We start from the raw sequence: 18,385 nt of genomic DNA on the forward strand, positions 1-18,385 counted from the left end.
AATTTTATTTGGCATTTTGAACGCTTTCATATTAGCATAAAACTATGGTTTATTTATAAAAAATCGATCATTTGATTTCTAATCAAGGATTAAATCTATATAATACCGCACATTGTTAATACACTATTAAATATAACTAGCATATTCAATATAAAGGATATTTTTGCAGGAGATAATAATGAATAAAAAATTACTGCTAGTCGATGATGATATTGAAATTGTAACTTTATTAAAGGAATTATTGGAATTAGAAGGATTTATAATTGAAATTGCCCATTCAGGAAAAGAAGCACTAGAAAAATTTAATAATTCGATCGAACTTATTTTACTGGATGTCATGATGCCTGATATCAATGGTTTTAGTGTGTTGACTGAATTAAGAAGAAAACATACTGTTCCCATTATCCTGCTAACGGCAAAAGATAATGAGTTGGATAAAATTATTGGTCTGGAATTAGGGGCTGATGATTACATTATTAAACCATTTAATGATCGGGAATTGATAGCGCGTATTCGTGCTACCTTAAGACGAAAATTATGGGATAGTTCGCTTGCCGAGCTGAGTGATTATAGTCAACTAAATTATGATATTGATGGGCTGGAAATCAATATTCGCCGGCAACTTGTATTTTATCGTAAAAAACAAATTGAATTAACCAGCACTGAATTTCAAATATTACTTAAATTGCTAGAGCAACAAGGTAATATTATTTCACGGGAAGTGCTTAGTAAATCAGTTTTAGGGAAAGAATTTTTACCTTTTGCTCGATCAATTGATGTTCATGTATCGAATTTAAGAAAAAAATTACCTGAACGCAAAGGCGGATTACCTTGGATTAAAACATTACGCTCTAGAGGATATCAGTTTGTGATTAATCCTGAACAAAATGCAAAATACTAATTATTCCCCCATAGGGAAAAGTGGATTATGTTGATATTTGATAGGCTTACCATAAGAATCTTTGCGATTTTCTTGTTAACTATCGTTTTTTTTCTGGTCCTAATCATTACGATTCCTAGCCTAGATTCACGAAATTTGACTTATTTATCAAGTAAAGAAAAAGCTATGGGAACGGCTTTGGCTGATTCAATTAAAAATGAATTACCCAATGTTCCCAATAATAGTTTTCGCTGGTGGATGCGATTTATTATTATAATGGATAAGTTACATTATCCAGGACAATTTCTTTATATTGTAACGCCGAATGATCAAATTATTACCTCAAATACTAGCAATATTGATATTGTTCGAAATTTTAGTGGACATACTAAACAATTAGAGCGTCCAGCTAAAAAAATATATGATTTACAAGAGATAATCGGTCCTTTTCCATTAAAATATGGTGATAAAATTTATCAGCTATATATAATCCAAACTGCTGTTAATGTTCAGTCACCATGGGTAAATTTTATTTTTGATCATCCCTTTTTATTATTGACTTTAACGATGTTAATTAGTGCACCTTTCTTATTATGGTTATCATGGAGTTTGGCTCGGCCTGCTAGGCAATTAAAAATTGCGGCTGATCAAGTTGCTTGTGGCAATATTCATGAATGGCCAGAGCTTGAAACAATCGGTTCATCTGAATTTAAATCTACCGGTGCAAGTTTTAATCATATGCTGCGTGAGTTAAAGCGAATGCAGGATTTACAACAACGTTTACTATCCGATATATCGCATGAACTGAGAACACCTTTAACTCGTCTAAAACTCGCAGCTTCGTTATCGCGACGTAAATATGGTGAAACGACCGAGATGCAACGCATTGAATTAGAAGCCAATAAACTTGATTTCATGATTGGTGATTTACTTTCTTTGGCTAGACAGCAATATTCTGATAATCAGACCCAAGCTCCGTGCCAGATTAATAAATTATGGCAAACCGTTATAAATAATGCACGTTTTGAATCAGAGCAATTGCATAAGACATTGACGATTTCTCCGCTACCTGTTGATTGGATTTTATGTTATCCCAAATCGTTATGTAGTGCTCTGGAAAACGTCATCCGTAACGCATTTCGTTACTCAAACCAAAATATTGCCGTAAATTTTATTGTTGATAAGCATCAACTACAGATAACAATCGATGATGATGGTTCTGGTGTTGCTGAGCATGAGTTAAAACAGATATTTCGACCTTTTTATCGTACCAGTGAAGCTAGAGATCGTGAGTCGGGTGGTGCCGGTTTAGGGCTAGCGATTGTGGCTAATGCTATTACGCAAAATAAAGGAGAGGTATATGCTGAGAAAAGTCATCTTGGGGGATTACGAATTGTGATAAAATTACCGTTATATAAAAGAAATTGATAGAAGAGAATAATTTTGTTAAATATTGTACTTTTTGAACCAGAAATTCCAGCTAATACTGGGAATATTATTCGGCTTTGTGCTAATACCGGATATCATTTACATATCATTGAACCAATGGGTTTTTTCTGGGATAACAAAAAACTTCGTCGAGCTGGTCTCGATTATCACGAATTTGTTGAAGTAAAACGGTATAAAAATTTTGCGCAATTTCTTTACGACAATCAGTTAGTATTGACGGAAACGTGTCGAATTTTTGCAATGACTACCAAAGGATCCAAGCCTCATAGTGAAGTTAATTATCAGGTGGGAGATTTTTTACTCTTTGGTCCAGAAACGCGTGGTTTACCCGCAACGATTTTAGAACAGTTATCCAGTAATCAACGCATACGAATACCGATGTTAGCTGAAAGCCGCAGTATGAATTTATCGAATTCAGTGGCGGTTGCTATTTATGAATCTTGGCGACAACTTGGTTATCAGGGTGCAAATCTTTAATTGAATAATCATCTATAATGGTATGGTTTGGCCTTGCTGACAAAAACCGCAGTTACATGCGGTTTTTTGCGAAGTTATTAGACATAGCGAATTATTTTACTCGCGAAACGTACTCACCGCTACGGGTATCAACTTTTAATATTTCACCAATTTGTACGAATAATGGTACGCGCACCACAGCACCAGTTGATAATGTTGCAGGTTTACCTCCGGTACCGGCGGTATCGCCTTTTAGACCTGGATCAGTTTCTACCACTTCTAATTCAACAAAATTGGGTGGGGTAACCGCGATAGGTTGACCATTCCATAAAGTCAAAATACACTCAGCTTGTTCGACTAACCATTTTGCATTGTCACCAACGGCTTTTGCATCGGCAGAGAGCTGTTCAAAAGTTTCGTTGTTCATGAAGTGCCAAAATTCACCGTCAGTATAAAGATAAGTTAAATTCATATCCATTACATCAGCGGCTTCAACGGATTCACCAGATTTAAAAGTTTTATCTACGGTTTTGCCGGATAATAATTTTTTTATTTTAACACGATTAAGTGCTTGACCTTTACCGGGTTTATAAAACTCGTTTTCAACGATGACACAGGGTTCACCATCTTGCATTATTTTAAGACCCGCTTTAAACTCACTGGTACTATAAGATGCCATAAAAAGCTCCAAAAAATTCTGAATACTGAACAAAATGAGCCATATTATACAGCAAAATGCAAAGCAAACAATCAGAGATACTTGGATTTCCGATCTCAACAATGTAGTGACGGATTTACCTATTCTTTTTAAATTATTGGATCTGGATGATGCAAAGATCTCTGATGCCATGTTGCAGGCGAAAAAGCAATTTGCTTTACGCGTACCATTAAATTTTATTAGTCGTATCAAAAAAGGCGATCCAAATGATCCGTTATTGCGACAAATATTATGTCATGATAATGAGATGATTATTACTGATGGCTACAGTACTGATCCTTTGGCTGAACAGAATAATGCGATTCCTGGTTTATTGCATAAATATCATAATCGTGCTCTACTCATGTTAAAGACGAATTGTGCGATTAATTGTCGTTACTGTTTTCGACGACATTTTCCTTATCAGCAAAATCAAGGCAGTAAAACTAATCTCACCCATGCATTAACCTATATTGCCGCACATCCTGAGCTCAATGAGATTATTTTGTCGGGGGGGGATCCGCTTATGGCTAAAGATCACGAATTAGACTGGTTAATTGAGCAATTAGAAAGGATCCCTCATATTGAACGATTGCGCATTCATAGCCGTTTAGCGGTGGTGATCCCTAATCGAATAACTGCAAAGCTATGTCAACGATTAGCAAATAGTCGTTTAGGTATGATCTTGGTGACTCATATTAATCATCCGAATGAAATTGATCAATCGGTTGAAGATGCAATGAAGAAACTGAAGCTACACGGTGTAACACTCCTCAATCAAAGTGTATTGTTAAAGGATATTAATGATAATGATCAGGTATTAGTCGCTTTAAGTCATCGTCTATTTCAAGCTGGTATACTACCTTATTACCTTCATGTATTAGATAAGGTACAAGGCGCGGCCCATTTTTATGTTGATGATTCAACCGCTCAACAGTTAATGCGTCAACTTGCGGCACAAGTTTCGGGCTATTTAGTACCAAAGTTGGCGCGTGAGATAGGCGGCGAACGTAATAAACGTGTATTGCCTTATTAAAAACAGATCATTTTATTATGCTGTTCGATATAATCCTATTATAAGCTAAATCCTGATATGCACCATTAATCAATGGTTAAATCACGTGTATTAAGATCATATGGCGTTAATTGATAAACATAATAATTAAGCCAATTACTGAATAATAGATAAGCATGACTACGCCATTTAGCTTTAGGTTCAAATTCAGGATTATTCTCAGGGAAATAATTTTCTGGCAGGGTCGGATTGATACCAGCATGTATATCGCGGAAATATTCGTTTGCTAATGTATACGAGTCATATTCTGGATGACCGGTTACAAATGCCATACGTTTATCTTTGGTTGCCATTAAATAAGCACCGGTAATTTTAGATTCAGCTAAAATCATTAGATCGGTTTTCTCACGGATTACATCACTAGGAAAGTCAGCATAACGCGAATGGGGTGCTAAAAATGTATCGTCAAAGCCGCGAGTTAAGGGGGCCTGCGGATTAGTAATATTATGTGCATAGACTCCAGATAGCTTCTGTTGGCGAGTCATTTTGGGTAAACCATATAATACATTTAATGCTGCTTGTACTGCCCAGCAAACAAATAAGGTTGATGTGACATGCTCTTTGGCCCAAGAAATAATTTCGACTAGTTGTGGCCAATATACGACTTCGTCAAAAGCAACTTTGCCTAACGGTGCGCCAGTAATAATTAAACCATCAAAATTTTGAGCTTTAATATTTTCAAAATCACAATAAAAACTATTGAGATGTTCTGTAGGGGTATTTTTTGATGTCCGTTGATCGATACGTAAAAATTGAATATCAATTTGCAGAGCGGAATTCGATAATAAACGTAGAAATTGGTTTTCAGTCTCAATTTTCTTGGGCATTAGATTCAGAAATAAAACTTTTAAAGGACGAATTTCTTGGCTTTTAGCGCGGCTGGATGACATGATAAAAATATTTTCGTTACGTAATACGTCAACAGCGGGTAGTGTATCAGGAATACAAATAGGCATACTTAACTCCTCCATCCTTTAATATTATTTCTTTTAGACGTCTAGATTTCTAAATATAGCGGTTTTTGTTTATATTGTCGAGCAGTAAAACTCATTAATATGGCTTAATAGTAACTAAAATGTGTGTTAGTTATAGGTTATTGATATACCAAAATAATTTATCTTGTTAAGATCATAATTACTATTATAAGATGTTATTTTTTATATAAAAAATTAATAGAACAGTGATTAATTTTAAACTGGCGATAATTTTACAATCCAATATCTATAAACTAAAACATTACTTACCCTAGTTTTTGTTTATATCGTTTGGTAAAGAATATTCTTAGTGGATTTAAATCAACCAAGCATTGCACATTGGTCGTGATGTAATAAGAAGTATTAAATGATGGCAATTTTCATATCGTTTTAATTTTTATCCGAGAGTTTGTATTATATAATTAAATGATACATTTTCATGATTATTAGTCGTTATTTAGCTATTTTCCAATAGCAGATCTTTAATTTGGTTAGTAATGTTGATTTTTAGGCGTAAGTAATATTACTGGAAACGCTAATTAGAGTTTGGTATTTCATTAATGATTGAAATGAGTAACATAAAAGTTAGATAGCAATAACGATGGCACGAGATGACTAAATCAAGCAACGATTTAGTCATTCATTGGCTATTTATGGATAAGTTATTAATTAACAATCGTTTAACCGGAGCAAAACTTTTACGGTAAATCTCATTAACGCCATGTTGACTAATTGCATCTAAATGGGCTTTAGTTGGATAGCCTTTATGTTTGTGTAAACCATATTGGGGATAAAGTTTGTCAAGCTCAATCATTTCTCTGTCACGCGTCACTTTGGCAAGAATTGATGCTGCACCAATTTCTTGAACTAAACTATCTCCTTTTATGACCGGTTGGGCTTTAACACCAAAATCAGGGGCGCGGTTACCATCTACTAATATTAAATTAGGTTTAATTGAAAGACCAGTAACAGCACGTTGCATTGCTAACATTGTGGCATGGAGAATGTTAAGTTGATCAATTTCGGCAACTGAGGCTCGGGCAATATGCCATGCTAGCGCTTTTTCTTTGATAATTTCGAATAAATATTCACGTTTTTTTTCCGACAATTTTTTAGAGTCAGCTAATCCTTCAATAGGATTATTAGGATCTAATATAACCGCAGCGGTAACGACATCCCCACATAACGGACCTCTGCCAACTTCGTCGACACCAGCAATTAAAGTTATATCAGGATAGATAAACATTATTGATTCACTCCTATAACATCTAAAACAGCATTAGCAGCTTGTTCATCGGCATGGCAACGAATTTGTTGATGTAGAGCCAAAAAGGTTTGCTTTAATGTTGTATTATTATTGTTTAATAATGGTAAAATTTGTTGAGCAATATTTTCTGGCGTACATTCATCTTGTAATAGTTCAGGTACAATTGCTTTTCCTGCTAATATATTTGGTAATGAAACATATTGAGTTTTAACTAATTTTTTTGCCAACCAGAAAGTTAATGGTTTCATTTTATAACCTACAACCATTGGACATTTGGCTAGCATACATTCTAATGCTACAGTACCCGATGCTAAGATTGCCGCATCGCTGGCAATCATCGCTTCACGGGCATGACCATCGAGTAAATGTAACGTTAAATCAGGCGCAACTTTCGATTGAATTTGCTCAAATTCCTGACGACGTTTCGCATTAACTAAGGGGACAAGAATGTGTAAATCAGGTATAGACTGACGAACCAACTGTGCAGCTTTTAAAAATGGTTCAGATAATAAGGTTACCTCAGCATGACGACTTCCCGGTAATATCGACAACACTTTAACATCACGTGGAATATTAAGTTTAGTTTGCATCGCCAGTTTATCGGGCTCAAGCGCAATATCATCGGCCATTTTATGACCTATGAAGCGACATGGTACCGCAAATTTATCATAAAAGGTTTTTTCAAATGGTAAGAATGTTAAAATTAAATGGGTATTACGTTTAATTTTAAATACACGTTTTTGTTTCCAAGCCCAAACAGATGGACTCACGTAATGAATAGTTTTTATGCCATTTCGTTTAAGTTTACCTTCTAAACTCAGATTAAAATCTGGAGCATCAATACCAATAAATACATCGGGTTTTAGCGCTTTGATCCTTTTGGTAATATCTTGGCGAATGGTAAGAATTCTTTTTAGTTTGCCAAGCACTTCCACAATTCCCATCACAGATAATTCTTCCATTTGATACCATGCTTCACAACCTTCTGCTTGCATATTTGGACCGGCAATACCCACAAACTTTATATTAGGATAACGAGCTTTTAACGACCGAATTAATCCTGCTCCCAAAATATCACCAGAGGTTTCTCCGGCAACTATTGCAATGGTTAAGGGCGGTTTTGTGTGTTTAATTGTCATGATATTCTTAGAATAGGTTATTGATGTTTAGAAGCAAAGGCAAGTTGTGTCTTGCCTTTTAAGGCTTTATCGTATGATGCCTCGCGTTGAACGAGCAAAAAAATTAAGAAATTGATTTGCTTCAGGGTGCGATTGAGCAATTTCGCTAATGCTATTTTTAGCTTCTTCTAGCGACAATCCGTTACGATAGAGTAATTTATAACTATTATTAATGGCTTGTAATGCATCTTTACTAAAACCACGCCGTTTTAAACCAACCAAATTGACACCAAACGGTGTTGCGTGATTACCTTGTGCAATTAAATAAGGTGGCACATCTTGTGCGACACCGGAACAACCGCCTATCATTGCGTGTGAACCAATAACACAAAATTGATGTACAGCAGTCATACCACCAATAATAACATAATTATCTAATTGTACATGACCCCCTAAGGTTGCGTTATTTGCTAAAATGCAGTGGTCACCGACTTGGCAATCGTGTGCAATATGAGCATTAATCATTAATAAATTATCGCTTCCGATGCGGGTAACATTACTACCTTGGATAGTTCCACGGTGAATGGTGACACTTTCTCGAATTCGATTACGGTCACCAATTATCGTTTGCGTTGGCTCACCTTGATATTTTAGATCTTGGTTGTCCTCACCAATCGATGCAAATTGATAGATTTTATTATCTTGACCTAGTTTAGTATGGCCATTAATGACGATATGTGATTTTAATTCGGTACCAGAACCAATTTCAACATTAGCGCCAATATAGCAAAATGGACCAATTTTTACATTGGCATGAATAATTGCACCATCTTCGATGATAGAACTTGGATGGATTACAGCTGATTTGTCAATTGCCATAAACTTTCCTTAAATCGGTATTGTCAGCACTTTATTAAATTATTTACGCGCACACATCATTTCGGCTTCACACACAAGTTGTCCATCAACAGTAGCAACTCCATGAAATAATGCAATACCACGACGTTCTTTCACATATGTGACATCTAGAATCATTTGATCACCTGGTACAACAGGTCGTTTAAAACGCGCTTTATCAATTGAGGCAAAATAATAGAGCTGCCCTGGTGTAAGTTCCTGAATGCTTTTGAAAGCCAAAATACCGGTTGCTTGTGCCATAGCTTCTAAAATTAATACGCCAGGAAAAACGGGTTTATTCGGGAAATGACCTTGGAAAAAAGGTTCATTTACTGATACATTTTTAATTGCTCGCAGCGTTTTACCTTTTTCATAGCTTACAACGCGATCAACCATTAGAAATGGGAAACGATGCGGTAATAAACGAATAATTTCTTCAATATCAAGAGAATTTAGTTCGGTGCTCAAAATATTCATCCTTTTTAAATACTAACTTATATTGTGTGACATTATAACTGATGTTGTTGATTGGGGGAATCGTTTCAATTTTTTATTTAATATATTTACTTCAAATAAAGAAATATGAAATGAGGCCATGATTTATAATCAATAAGATGAAATCATTTAATTAGATACAATCAAGATTAATAGACAATAACCTTAACTATTTTGTAAAATAGATACTAACAATTAAATATTTCTATATAATGTTGCAAACTTAACTTTTTTGTTATGGAAAGAAAAAATAAATAGTTTAATATTTGGAGAGATTTAGATGAAATCATTATTAAAAATGACATTACTTGGTAGCGCAATTATTTTTGCATTAACAGGTTGTGATGAAAAAAAAGCAGAAACCAATCCAGTACAACCAACTAGTACGGAAGTTAGTACTACAGTAAATACAGATAAACAGTATGATCAAAAAGATGAAGCTTATGCTGTTGGTGTATCAATGGGAAGTTATCTAAAGGAAAATCTTGAGCGTAGTGATGTCGTACTCGATGCCGATTATATAGGTAATGGTTTCAGAGACGCTTTAAGTGACAAAGCGAAATATAATCGAGAAGAAATTGAAACGATTCTTAAAGGATTAGATCGTCGTCTTGAAAAAGAAGCTGAAGCGCGTATAAGTGCTAATCGTGAAGCGGGTGAAAAATATCGAGAAAAATTTGCTACACAGTCAGGTGTTAAAAAAACGGATTCAGGTTTACTATATCAAATTATTGATGAAGGTAAAGGAGAACATCCAACCGCCGATGATACGGTGATTGTTCATTATGTTGGAACATTAATTGACGGTAAAAAATTCGATAGTTCATATGATCGTGGTGAAACGGCTCAGTTTCCATTATCTAAAGTAATTAAAGGTTGGAAAGAAGGTATTCAATTAATTGGTGTGGGTGGAAAAATTAAATTAGTGGTGCCACCTGAATTGGCTTATGGTGATCAAGCAAATCCAAATATTCCTGCTGCTTCTACTTTAGTATTTGAAGTTGAATTATTGGGTATTAATGATCAAAACGATCAAGATAATACTACAAATGAAAACGAAACAGAGTAATAATTTACTTAAAATGGATGGTTTGAATTATACCATTCTGGTGATGGGTCCAGCCTATGGGACCCAGTCATCGTCTTGTGCTTATCAATTTTGTCATTCCTTAATCGATAACACATTGCATCATATCAAGTCAATTTTCTTTTATGCCGATGGTACACTTAATGCAAATGATTTTGTCAATCCAGCAAATGATGAATTTGCTATCGTTACTGCTTGGCAACAGTTTTCAGAAACTTATCACATTCCTTTGTTTGTCTGTATTGCCGCTGCGCAACGCCGTGGTGTAGTGAATCAATCGCCTCATAATAATGTTGGCTCATTATTTCAGTGTGTAGGGTTAGGTGAATTGAGTGATTCAATTGCCAATAGTGATAGAGTTATACAGTTTTAATTTATGACGAGCCGCCATTACCGTGAAACAAGTTGCTATTATCTTTAGTCATCCTCCATATGGAACTAGTAACGGGCGTGAGGCACTAGATTTAGCTCTATCCTTATCTGACATTAACACGATTTCGGTGTTTTTTATCCATTATGGAATTTTTCATTTATTAACTGACCAACAACCTGATAAGATCTTAATGCGCGATTATATATCTACACTAGCAATGTTGGAACTCTATGATGTCACCAATATTTATGCAAGTACTGATTCGATGACCGAATTAAATCTTACAATAACACAATCGGTGATCAATTTTCAGGCTATTACCAACACTGAGATAGCTAATCTACTCGCTAAGCATGATGTTATTATCAATATGTAAATATTGGTATGAAATAACATTACCACTTTCTAATTCATTAAAATTAGTTTTTGTACCTCGCTTTTTATTGTGATGATTTTATCGATTCACTAGGTAATCGAGGCTGCCAGTCAATAGGTGTTTTGCCTTGCTGTAGTAATATTTCATTGGTTTTCGAAAAATGTCGACAGCCAAAAAATCCACGATGAGCAGATAATGGTGAAGGATGTACAGAAGTTAAAACATGATGTTTTTGCCGATCAATAAATTGTCCCTTTTTCTGAGCGGGTGATCCCCATAATAAAAAGACTACACCGCTAAGATGTTCATTAATCGCATCAATAACATGGTCAGTAAAGGTTTCCCAACCAATTTTAGCATGTGAATGAGCATGACCCGCCTGAACGGTTAATACATTATTGAGTAACAACACACCTTGTTCAGCCCAGTATCCTAAATAACCATGATTAGGCATTTGAAAACCAATAATATCATTAGTCAGCTCTTTATACATATTTTGTAAGGATGGTGGTGGTTTAATACCCGGTAAAACTGAAAAAGATAACCCATGAGCTTGATTGGGACCATGATATGGATCTTGTCCTAAAATAACGGCTTTAATATCAGAAAAAGGGGTAAATCGAAATGCGTTAAATACATCTTTTTGGGGGGGATAGATGATCTTGCTACTATTTCGTTCGTTTGTGACAAATTGCATAATCTGTTGAAAATATGTCTTTTCTTTTTCGTCACCAATAACGTCGTGCCAGGTAAGTTGTTTTGTCATATATAATCTTTATTCTCAGTAGTAATCATTGAAGTGGTACATAGTACTATTAATTATACCGAAAAATGGCAATACACCTAACATTAAACATGGTTTGCGTATCAGTTAGCCAAGTATTTTACAATATGTTTAAAGGTATAAAAATAATAGTAAAGGAAATAATTATTAGATTAATAGTTTATTTTGATTTAAATCAAAAATTATAAGTGCTATAGTAGTGACGTTATAAAAATTTAGAGAAATAAATTAAGCTCGGAAGGAGGGTTTAAAATGATTACAGGTATCCAAATTACAAAAGCAGATAATGCGGCTCTTCAAAATTCTTTCTGGTTATTAGACGATACAACTAACGAAGCTCGTTGTGTAGCAGCTAAAGCGATTTATAAAGAAGATCAAGTTGTGCCGAAAGCAGAGCTCGGAAACTTCGAATATCGTGAAATTCCATTAGATATCGCGCCAACCATTAAGGTTGAGGGTGGTCAGCACTTAAATGTTAACGTTTTACGCCGTGAAACTTTAGAAGATGCAGTTAAACATCCAGAAAATTATCCTCAATTAACTATTCGTGTTTCAGGTTATGCTGTTCGGTTTAATTCATTAACTCCTGAACAACAACGTGATGTTATTTCCCGTACTTTTACGACTAACATGTAATAACGTTGTTTTATTTTAAATAACCCAGTGTAATAACTGGGTTATTTTTTATCGAATTGACAATTTGTCTTAAAATAGTCACTCTTAGTGACTTGAACTTTTCGCAGCACCAATGGGTAATATTGTACGACCGTATTGTTCATTTAGCACTTCTGCCATTGCCAAATAAATCGCACTTGCCCCACAAATAATGCCTTCAAAACCTGCAATATTAATAATAGTGTGATTACCACATATATTACCAATCGCTAATAAAGCAAATAAAATTGCTAAACTACCAAATACAAATTGTAAAACTTTATTCGCTTTCAAAGTGCCAATAAACATAAAGGCAGTGAAAATTCCCCATAACGCTAAGAAGATACCTAAGAATGTTTTATCGGTAGCTGCAGTAGCTGGCGATGTTGGTAAATACCAGATACCGACAAGCGCTATCCAGAAAAAGCCATAAGAAGTAAATGCGGTCGTACCAAACGTATTACCTTTGCGGAATTCTAAAATTCCGGCGATGACTTGCGCTAGGCCACCATAAAAAATACCCATAGCAACGATTGCAGTCGCAACCGGAAAGAATCCCGCATTATGAATATTTAATAATACAGTGGTCATACCAAAGCCCATAAGACCTAATGGTCCTGGATTAGCAAGTTTAATATTTTCCATAAAAATCCTATATATATGTGTAACTAAAGTTTAAAGCGTGGTAATAATACGGTGAGACAATCTTGCGATCAAGAGCGATGAAAAAATTTTTTTATTTTCACCCCTTGATATTGAAGCTAATGCTCCCATTTATATGGAAACAAATAATTCCTTGTGAATTTTAAGGTCTTGAAAAAATATATTTCGATCTTATATACAAGAAATAGTATAGGATTTTAGGAGAAGATTATTATGGGTAAAATTATTGGTATCGATTTAGGTACAACAAATTCATGTGTTGCAGTGATGGATAATGGGCAAGCTCGCGTATTAGAAAATGCGGAAGGCGATCGTACTACACCATCGATTATTGCTTATACACAAGATAACGAAATCTTAGTAGGTCAACCTGCTAAACGTCAAGCAGTTACTAATCCACAAAATACATTATTTGCTATTAAACGTTTAATCGGTCGTCGTTATGAAGACGCTGAAGTACAACGTGATGTTGGCATCATGCCATATAAAATTGTTAAAGCAGATAATGGCGATGCATGGGTTGATGTTAAAGGTCAAAAAATTGCTCCACCACAAATTTCTGCTGAAGTATTGAAGAAAATGAAAAAAACAGCCGAAGATTATCTTGGTGAGCCAGTAACTGAAGCAGTTATTACTGTTCCTGCTTATTTTAATGATGCACAACGTCAAGCAACTAAAGATGCTGGTCGTATTGCTGGTTTAGATGTTAAACGTATTATCAACGAACCAACAGCGGCAGCTCTTGCTTATGGTTTAGACAAAGATGTGGGTAACCGAACTATCGCTGTATATGACCTTGGTGGTGGTACATTTGATATTTCTATCATCGAGATTGATGAAGTAGACGGTGAAAAAACATTTGAAGTATTAGCGACTAATGGTGATACTCACCTAGGTGGAGAAGATTTTGACTCACGCTTAATCAACTATTTAGTTGAAGAATTTAAACGTGAGCAAGGTGTTGATTTGAAAAATGATCCACTTGCTATGCAACGTTTAAAAGAAGCAGCAGAAAAGGCGAAAATTGAATTATCATCAGCTCAACAAACAGATATTAACTTACCATATATCACAGCTGATGCATCGGGTCCTAAACATTTAAATATCAAAGTGACACGAGCTAAATTAGAATCTTTAGTTGAAGATTTAGTTAAACGTTCAATGGATCCTGTGAAGACTGCTTTAAAAGACGCTGGTTTATCTGTCTCAGATATTCAAGACGTGATCTTAGTTGGTGGTCAAACCCGTATGCCGATGGTACAAAAAGCAGTGGCAGACTTCTTTGGTAAAGAACCGCGTAAGGACGTTAATCCAGATGAAGCCGTGGCAGTGGGTGCCGCAGTACAAGGTGGTGTATTAGGTGGCGATGTTAAAGATGTGTTATTACTTGACGTCACCCCATTATCATTGGGTATTGAAACTATGGGTGGTGTGATGACTCCGTTAATTGAAAAGAATACCACTATCCCGACTAAACATAGTCAAGTATTCTCAACTGCGGAAGATAACCAATCAGCGGTAACAATTCATGTGTTACAAGGTGAACGTAAACGTGCTGGTGACAACAAATCATTAGGTCAATTCAATCTTGATGGTATTCAAGCCGCACCTCGTGGTATGCCACAAATCGAAGTAACCTTTGATATTGATGCTGATGGTATCCTACATGTATCAGCGAAAGATAAAAATACTGGTCGCGAACAAAATATTACCATTAAAGCGTCTTCAGGTTTAAGTGAAGAAGAAATCCAAAAAATGGTACATGACGCAGAAGTGAATGCGGAAGCAGACCGTAAATTTGCAGAATTAGCTCAGATTCGTAATCAGGCTGATCATCTGGTACATAGTACTCGTAAACAAGTGAGTGATGCGGGTGATCAATTAACTGCTGATGATAAGAAAGCGATTGAAGATGCGGTAAGTGCTTTAGAAGTGGCTGCACGTGGTGAAGATAAAGCAGAAATTGAAGCGAAGATTAAAGCACTAGAGGAAGCTTCGCAAAAATTGCTAGAAATTGCACAAAATCAAGCTCAGGCTCAGGCACAACAAGGTGCAGAACAAGCTACAAGTGGCAAGCCAGAAGATGATGTTGTTGATGCCGACTTCAAAGAAGTTGATGACAATAAGTAATAATGAATTATTTAAGGATTCAACAGTTACTTCAGATCGCTTGAAGTAGGGAAATCAAAACGGGCAAGAGGTAACTCAAGCCCGTTTAGTTGTTTTTAATGAATGTGTATATTTTGTTTAATAGATTATGGGTAGGTAAGTAATCTATTAGATAATGTTTGTTTATTATGAATAAAGTGCTTAGAGAACAGAAGTTTTGCTTGTTTTAACCAATTTTAGTTAGGCACTTAAATAAAATAATTTGAATTAAAGTAAGGGTTAATATGGCAAAAAAAGATTATTATGAAATTTTAGGGGTAAATAAAAGTGCTGATGAGCGTGAAATAAAAAAAGCTTATAAGCGTCTTGCCATGAAATATCATCCAGATAAGAATCAGGATAATAAGACTGAAGCCGAAGCAAAATTTAAAGAAGTTAAGGAAGCGTATGAAGTTTTGACGGATCCGCAAAAGAAAGCTGCTTATGATCAATATGGTCATGCTGCCTTTGAACAAGGTGCTGGTGCTGGTGGTTTCGGTGGGTTCCAAAGTGGTGCTGATTTTGGTGATGCTTTTGGTGATATTTTTAGTGAATTTTTCGGTGGCGGTCGTGGGCGTAGTCGTGCACAGGCGGAAGCGCGCGGTAATGATTTACAATACAATATTACATTAACACTAGAAGAAGCGGCTGCCGGTGTTTCAAAAGAGATAAAAGTACCAACTGCAGTAGTTTGTGATGTGTGTCACGGTAAAGGTGCAGAAAATGCATCAGATGTTAAAACTTGTGATACTTGTCATGGTAGTGGTGTTGTGCAAATGCGACAAGGCTTTTTTGCTGTGCAACAAGAGTGCCCAACTTGTCATGGTACGGGTAAAATTATTAAGAATCCGTGTAAAAAATGCCATGGTGATGGGCGTATTCAAAAAACTAAGACATTATCGGTTACCATTCCTGCAGGTGTTGATACTGGTAATCGTATTCGATTGTCTGGTGAAGGAGAAGCTGGTCGAAATGGAGCTTCTGCAGGTGATTTGTTTGTTCAAGTCCAGGTTAGAAAACATGATATTTTTGAACGTGATGGCATTAATCTGCATTGTGAAATTCCAATCAATATTGCATTGGCCTCATTAGGTGGAAATGTGGAAGTGCCAACCTTAAATGGTAAAGTAAGTTTAACTATTCCTGCTGAAACACAAACAGGTAAAGTTTTCCGACTTAAAGGGAAAGGAGTGATATCTCTACGTGGTGGTACAATGGGTGATTTATATTGTCATGTTATTGTTGAAACCCCGGTTAACCTGACTTCAAAACAGAAAGAATTGCTAAAAGAGTTTGGTGAAAGTCTCAAGGGTGACAAAGGTTCAAAACATAGTCCAAAAGAGAAAAGTTTTTTTGATAAAGTGAAAAAATTCTTTGGGTAACGAATGAGATATTATTTCAATAACGATTAATAGATAAAAAACCGACAAGTGATATGTCGGTTTTTTTATGGATGACAAAAATCAATAAATTTGATGCCAGCGAAAGAGTTAAAAAATACTGATTTAACATTGAATGTGAAATTATTTTTTTATTTAAAATTTTTTGTTGTCTTAATGACCTAAAAGAATAAATTATTAACCCTATAAAAAAATGTAATTATCATAGGGGGCACATAATATATATATTATGCTCTAATTGTTCAAAAAAGATTATGAATTTTTATATTTTATAGTTAGTCTCAAATTTTTATATAGATAGTTTATTTTTATTGAAATTGAGTGAAACACATATCAACTTGAATAAAAAACGCCTCAATAGTTCAATAAGCGAACAAATAAAAAAAACTAATAATATTGATAAAATTGACATTATATAAATTAGGTTACTATTAAAATATTGAGTAACCTTTAAAAGATCGTTCCAAATAAATGATCTAATAAGATAATTATCATGTATCAAATAAATACCAAATGTTGTTGATGCCAATAAATTTATAAATTCAGATTTTGTAATCTTCATTTGTTTAAACAAAATAAATAAGGAAATTGATATAATTATTATAAAGATCGATCTTTCTTTAATGAAATATAGCGGATGATTAAATGATATATTTTTTAAAGAAAGATAATCTAGTAACAGAATTGATATAAATACAGCAGAAACAGACAATATAATTATTAAATTTAGCAATAGGTTATTGAATTTAAAATCTGCTAAATATTTTTTTATGTAAGCTGATATAAAATAAAGATAAACAAAAAAACCAAAATTTCCTATTTCAATATTCAGGATAGGAATATTTAGAATAATTGTGGATATGGTTATTATAATTAAATGAGTTTTTTGTTGAATATTTTCAACGATGATATTTATAAAGGGACTAAAAATAACCATTAATAAAAATGCATTAACAAACCAATATCCAACAGGAATTAATGATTTAATTATTTCTTTTATTGAAATATCTTTGAAAAAGAAAAGTATACAAGCTATTGTTAATGAATAAAAGTATACTGGTGTGATAATCTTAATGACTGAATCTTTTATATTAAGATTATTTTGTTTACTAAGAAAAAAAGCGGATATCAATACAAAAAGATTAACCCCAACCTTACCCCCGATAGATAATGATTGAATATAAAGTTTATTAAATGAAACACCTGATTCAAAATACCAATCACCATGAACTGAATAATGATGGGTTACAATTAATAACATAGCAAGAATTCTGAGTAATTCAAAATTTGAGTATCTTATTTTTGACATTTTCACTCTTTAAATATTATTTTTTTTATTAAACCAAAGGTTTTTTCTTTTATTATGATTGCCATTGACCTTTAAATTAGGTAAAGATTAACCATTTTTTGTGAGAGAAGCCTATCTATATTAGATGTTAAAGTCAACATATATAAAGATTTACGTGAGAACATAAAGTAAAGGATAAAAAAATCAACAGGTTAAATTAACATATCAAATAAGAAAGGTTTAAAATTAAATTTATTGGAAAACAAACAGATGAAAATATACTAACTCAATGCTTTCAAAACAA

Annotated in this window: 19 protein-coding genes; 10 read left to right on the forward strand and 9 right to left on the reverse strand. The window is 34.4% G+C overall.

Going from position 1 to position 18,385, the window contains the following annotated elements:
- The first annotated feature begins 178 nt into the window (after nucleotides 1-178).
- Genes JMI89_RS03250 through trmL form a run of 3 tightly spaced genes read left to right on the forward strand, consistent with a single transcriptional unit; the run spans nucleotide 179 to nucleotide 2,806 of the window.
- Complete coding sequence (locus tag JMI89_RS03250; protein ID WP_187756266.1) at nucleotides 179-901, forward strand: response regulator; 723 nt, start codon at nucleotides 179-181, stop codon at nucleotides 899-901.
- Between the two features lie 33 nt (nucleotides 902-934).
- The gene (gene cpxA / locus JMI89_RS03255) at nucleotides 935-2,308 is read left to right on the forward strand and encodes an envelope stress sensor histidine kinase CpxA (RefSeq protein ID WP_187756423.1); all 1,374 of its coding nucleotides are present in this window, start codon (nucleotides 935-937) and stop codon (nucleotides 2,306-2,308) included.
- A gap of 15 nt (nucleotides 2,309-2,323) precedes the next feature.
- Complete coding sequence (gene trmL, locus JMI89_RS03260; protein WP_187756265.1) at nucleotides 2,324-2,806, forward strand: tRNA (uridine(34)/cytosine(34)/5-carboxymethylaminomethyluridine(34)-2'-O)-methyltransferase TrmL; 483 nt, start codon at nucleotides 2,324-2,326, stop codon at nucleotides 2,804-2,806.
- Between the two features lie 91 nt (nucleotides 2,807-2,897).
- Here the strand turns inward: trmL and efp are convergent, their stop codons facing one another.
- A complete protein-coding gene (gene efp / locus JMI89_RS03265) occupies nucleotides 2,898-3,464 on the reverse strand; it encodes an elongation factor P (RefSeq protein WP_187756264.1) in 567 nt (188 codons plus the stop codon).
- Between the two features lie 34 nt (nucleotides 3,465-3,498).
- Between efp and epmB the strand changes: the two genes are divergently transcribed.
- On the forward strand, nucleotides 3,499-4,518 hold the full coding sequence (gene epmB, locus JMI89_RS03270; protein WP_187756263.1) for an EF-P beta-lysylation protein EpmB: 1,020 nt from the start codon (nucleotides 3,499-3,501) through the stop codon (nucleotides 4,516-4,518).
- Between the two features lie 65 nt (nucleotides 4,519-4,583).
- On the opposite strand, the gene metA is transcribed toward epmB, so the two are convergent.
- The 5 genes from metA to fabZ all read right to left on the reverse strand — a co-directional run bounded on the left by metA (nucleotide 4,584) and on the right by fabZ (nucleotide 9,281).
- Nucleotides 4,584-5,513, reverse strand: a complete 930-nt coding sequence (metA, locus tag JMI89_RS03275) for a homoserine O-succinyltransferase (RefSeq protein ID WP_187756262.1) — start codon at nucleotides 5,511-5,513, stop codon at nucleotides 4,584-4,586.
- A 658-nt stretch (nucleotides 5,514-6,171) separates the two neighbouring features.
- Nucleotides 6,172-6,777 (reverse strand): ribonuclease HII, encoded by a 606-nt coding sequence (rnhB, locus tag JMI89_RS03280; RefSeq protein ID WP_187756261.1) that lies wholly within the window; start codon nucleotides 6,775-6,777, stop codon nucleotides 6,172-6,174.
- Nucleotides 6,777-7,937 carry a lipid-A-disaccharide synthase gene (gene lpxB, locus JMI89_RS03285; RefSeq protein WP_220679329.1) on the reverse strand — a complete coding sequence of 387 codons (1,161 nt, stop codon included), beginning with the start codon at nucleotides 7,935-7,937 and terminating at the stop codon, nucleotides 6,777-6,779. The genes rnhB and lpxB overlap by 1 nt, the downstream gene beginning before the upstream one ends.
- Before the next feature lie 66 nt (nucleotides 7,938-8,003).
- The gene (gene lpxA, locus JMI89_RS03290; protein ID WP_187756259.1) at nucleotides 8,004-8,795 is read right to left on the reverse strand and encodes an acyl-ACP--UDP-N-acetylglucosamine O-acyltransferase; all 792 of its coding nucleotides are present in this window, start codon (nucleotides 8,793-8,795) and stop codon (nucleotides 8,004-8,006) included.
- 39 nt (nucleotides 8,796-8,834) lie between these two features.
- A complete protein-coding gene (gene fabZ, locus JMI89_RS03295; RefSeq protein WP_187756258.1) occupies nucleotides 8,835-9,281 on the reverse strand; it encodes a 3-hydroxyacyl-ACP dehydratase FabZ in 447 nt (148 codons plus the stop codon).
- Between the two features lie 307 nt (nucleotides 9,282-9,588).
- On the opposite strand from fabZ, the gene fkpA reads away from it, so the two are divergent.
- The 3 genes from fkpA to tusC are packed head-to-tail and all read left to right on the forward strand — an operon-like array spanning nucleotide 9,589 to nucleotide 11,144.
- Nucleotides 9,589-10,377, forward strand: coding sequence for an FKBP-type peptidyl-prolyl cis-trans isomerase (gene fkpA / locus JMI89_RS03300; protein WP_187756257.1), 789 nt, complete (start codon nucleotides 9,589-9,591; stop codon nucleotides 10,375-10,377).
- 13 nt (nucleotides 10,378-10,390) lie between these two features.
- Nucleotides 10,391-10,768 (forward strand): sulfurtransferase complex subunit TusD, encoded by a 378-nt coding sequence (tusD, locus tag JMI89_RS03305; protein ID WP_370633708.1) that lies wholly within the window; start codon nucleotides 10,391-10,393, stop codon nucleotides 10,766-10,768.
- 22 nt (nucleotides 10,769-10,790) lie between these two features.
- Nucleotides 10,791-11,144 carry a sulfurtransferase complex subunit TusC gene (gene tusC / locus JMI89_RS03310; RefSeq protein ID WP_187756256.1) on the forward strand — a complete coding sequence of 118 codons (354 nt, stop codon included), beginning with the start codon at nucleotides 10,791-10,793 and terminating at the stop codon, nucleotides 11,142-11,144.
- Between the two features lie 64 nt (nucleotides 11,145-11,208).
- Here the strand turns inward: tusC and ung are convergent, their stop codons facing one another.
- Nucleotides 11,209-11,910, reverse strand: coding sequence for a uracil-DNA glycosylase (gene ung, locus JMI89_RS03315; protein WP_187756255.1), 702 nt, complete (start codon nucleotides 11,908-11,910; stop codon nucleotides 11,209-11,211).
- Between the two features lie 270 nt (nucleotides 11,911-12,180).
- Between ung and grcA the strand changes: the two genes are divergently transcribed.
- Nucleotides 12,181-12,564, forward strand: coding sequence for an autonomous glycyl radical cofactor GrcA (grcA, locus tag JMI89_RS03320; protein WP_187756254.1), 384 nt, complete (start codon nucleotides 12,181-12,183; stop codon nucleotides 12,562-12,564).
- A gap of 84 nt (nucleotides 12,565-12,648) precedes the next feature.
- On the opposite strand, the gene satP is transcribed toward grcA, so the two are convergent.
- Nucleotides 12,649-13,227, reverse strand: coding sequence for an acetate uptake transporter (satP, locus tag JMI89_RS03325; protein ID WP_220679332.1), 579 nt, complete (start codon nucleotides 13,225-13,227; stop codon nucleotides 12,649-12,651).
- A 231-nt stretch (nucleotides 13,228-13,458) separates the two neighbouring features.
- Between satP and dnaK the strand changes: the two genes are divergently transcribed.
- Together dnaK and dnaJ are read left to right on the forward strand one after the other, a co-directional pair.
- Nucleotides 13,459-15,375 (forward strand): molecular chaperone DnaK, encoded by a 1,917-nt coding sequence (gene dnaK, locus JMI89_RS03330; RefSeq protein WP_187756252.1) that lies wholly within the window; start codon nucleotides 13,459-13,461, stop codon nucleotides 15,373-15,375.
- Between the two features lie 263 nt (nucleotides 15,376-15,638).
- A complete protein-coding gene (dnaJ, locus tag JMI89_RS03335) occupies nucleotides 15,639-16,775 on the forward strand; it encodes a molecular chaperone DnaJ (protein WP_220679333.1) in 1,137 nt (378 codons plus the stop codon).
- A gap of 307 nt (nucleotides 16,776-17,082) precedes the next feature.
- Here the strand turns inward: dnaJ and JMI89_RS03340 are convergent, their stop codons facing one another.
- Nucleotides 17,083-18,102 (reverse strand): acyltransferase family protein, encoded by a 1,020-nt coding sequence (locus JMI89_RS03340; RefSeq protein WP_220679334.1) that lies wholly within the window; start codon nucleotides 18,100-18,102, stop codon nucleotides 17,083-17,085.
- Nucleotides 18,103-18,385 lie beyond the last annotated feature (283 nt).

Source organism: Frischella sp. Ac48 (assembly GCF_019641635.1).
Classification (GTDB): Bacteria; Pseudomonadota; Gammaproteobacteria; order Enterobacterales; family Orbaceae; genus Frischella; species Frischella japonica.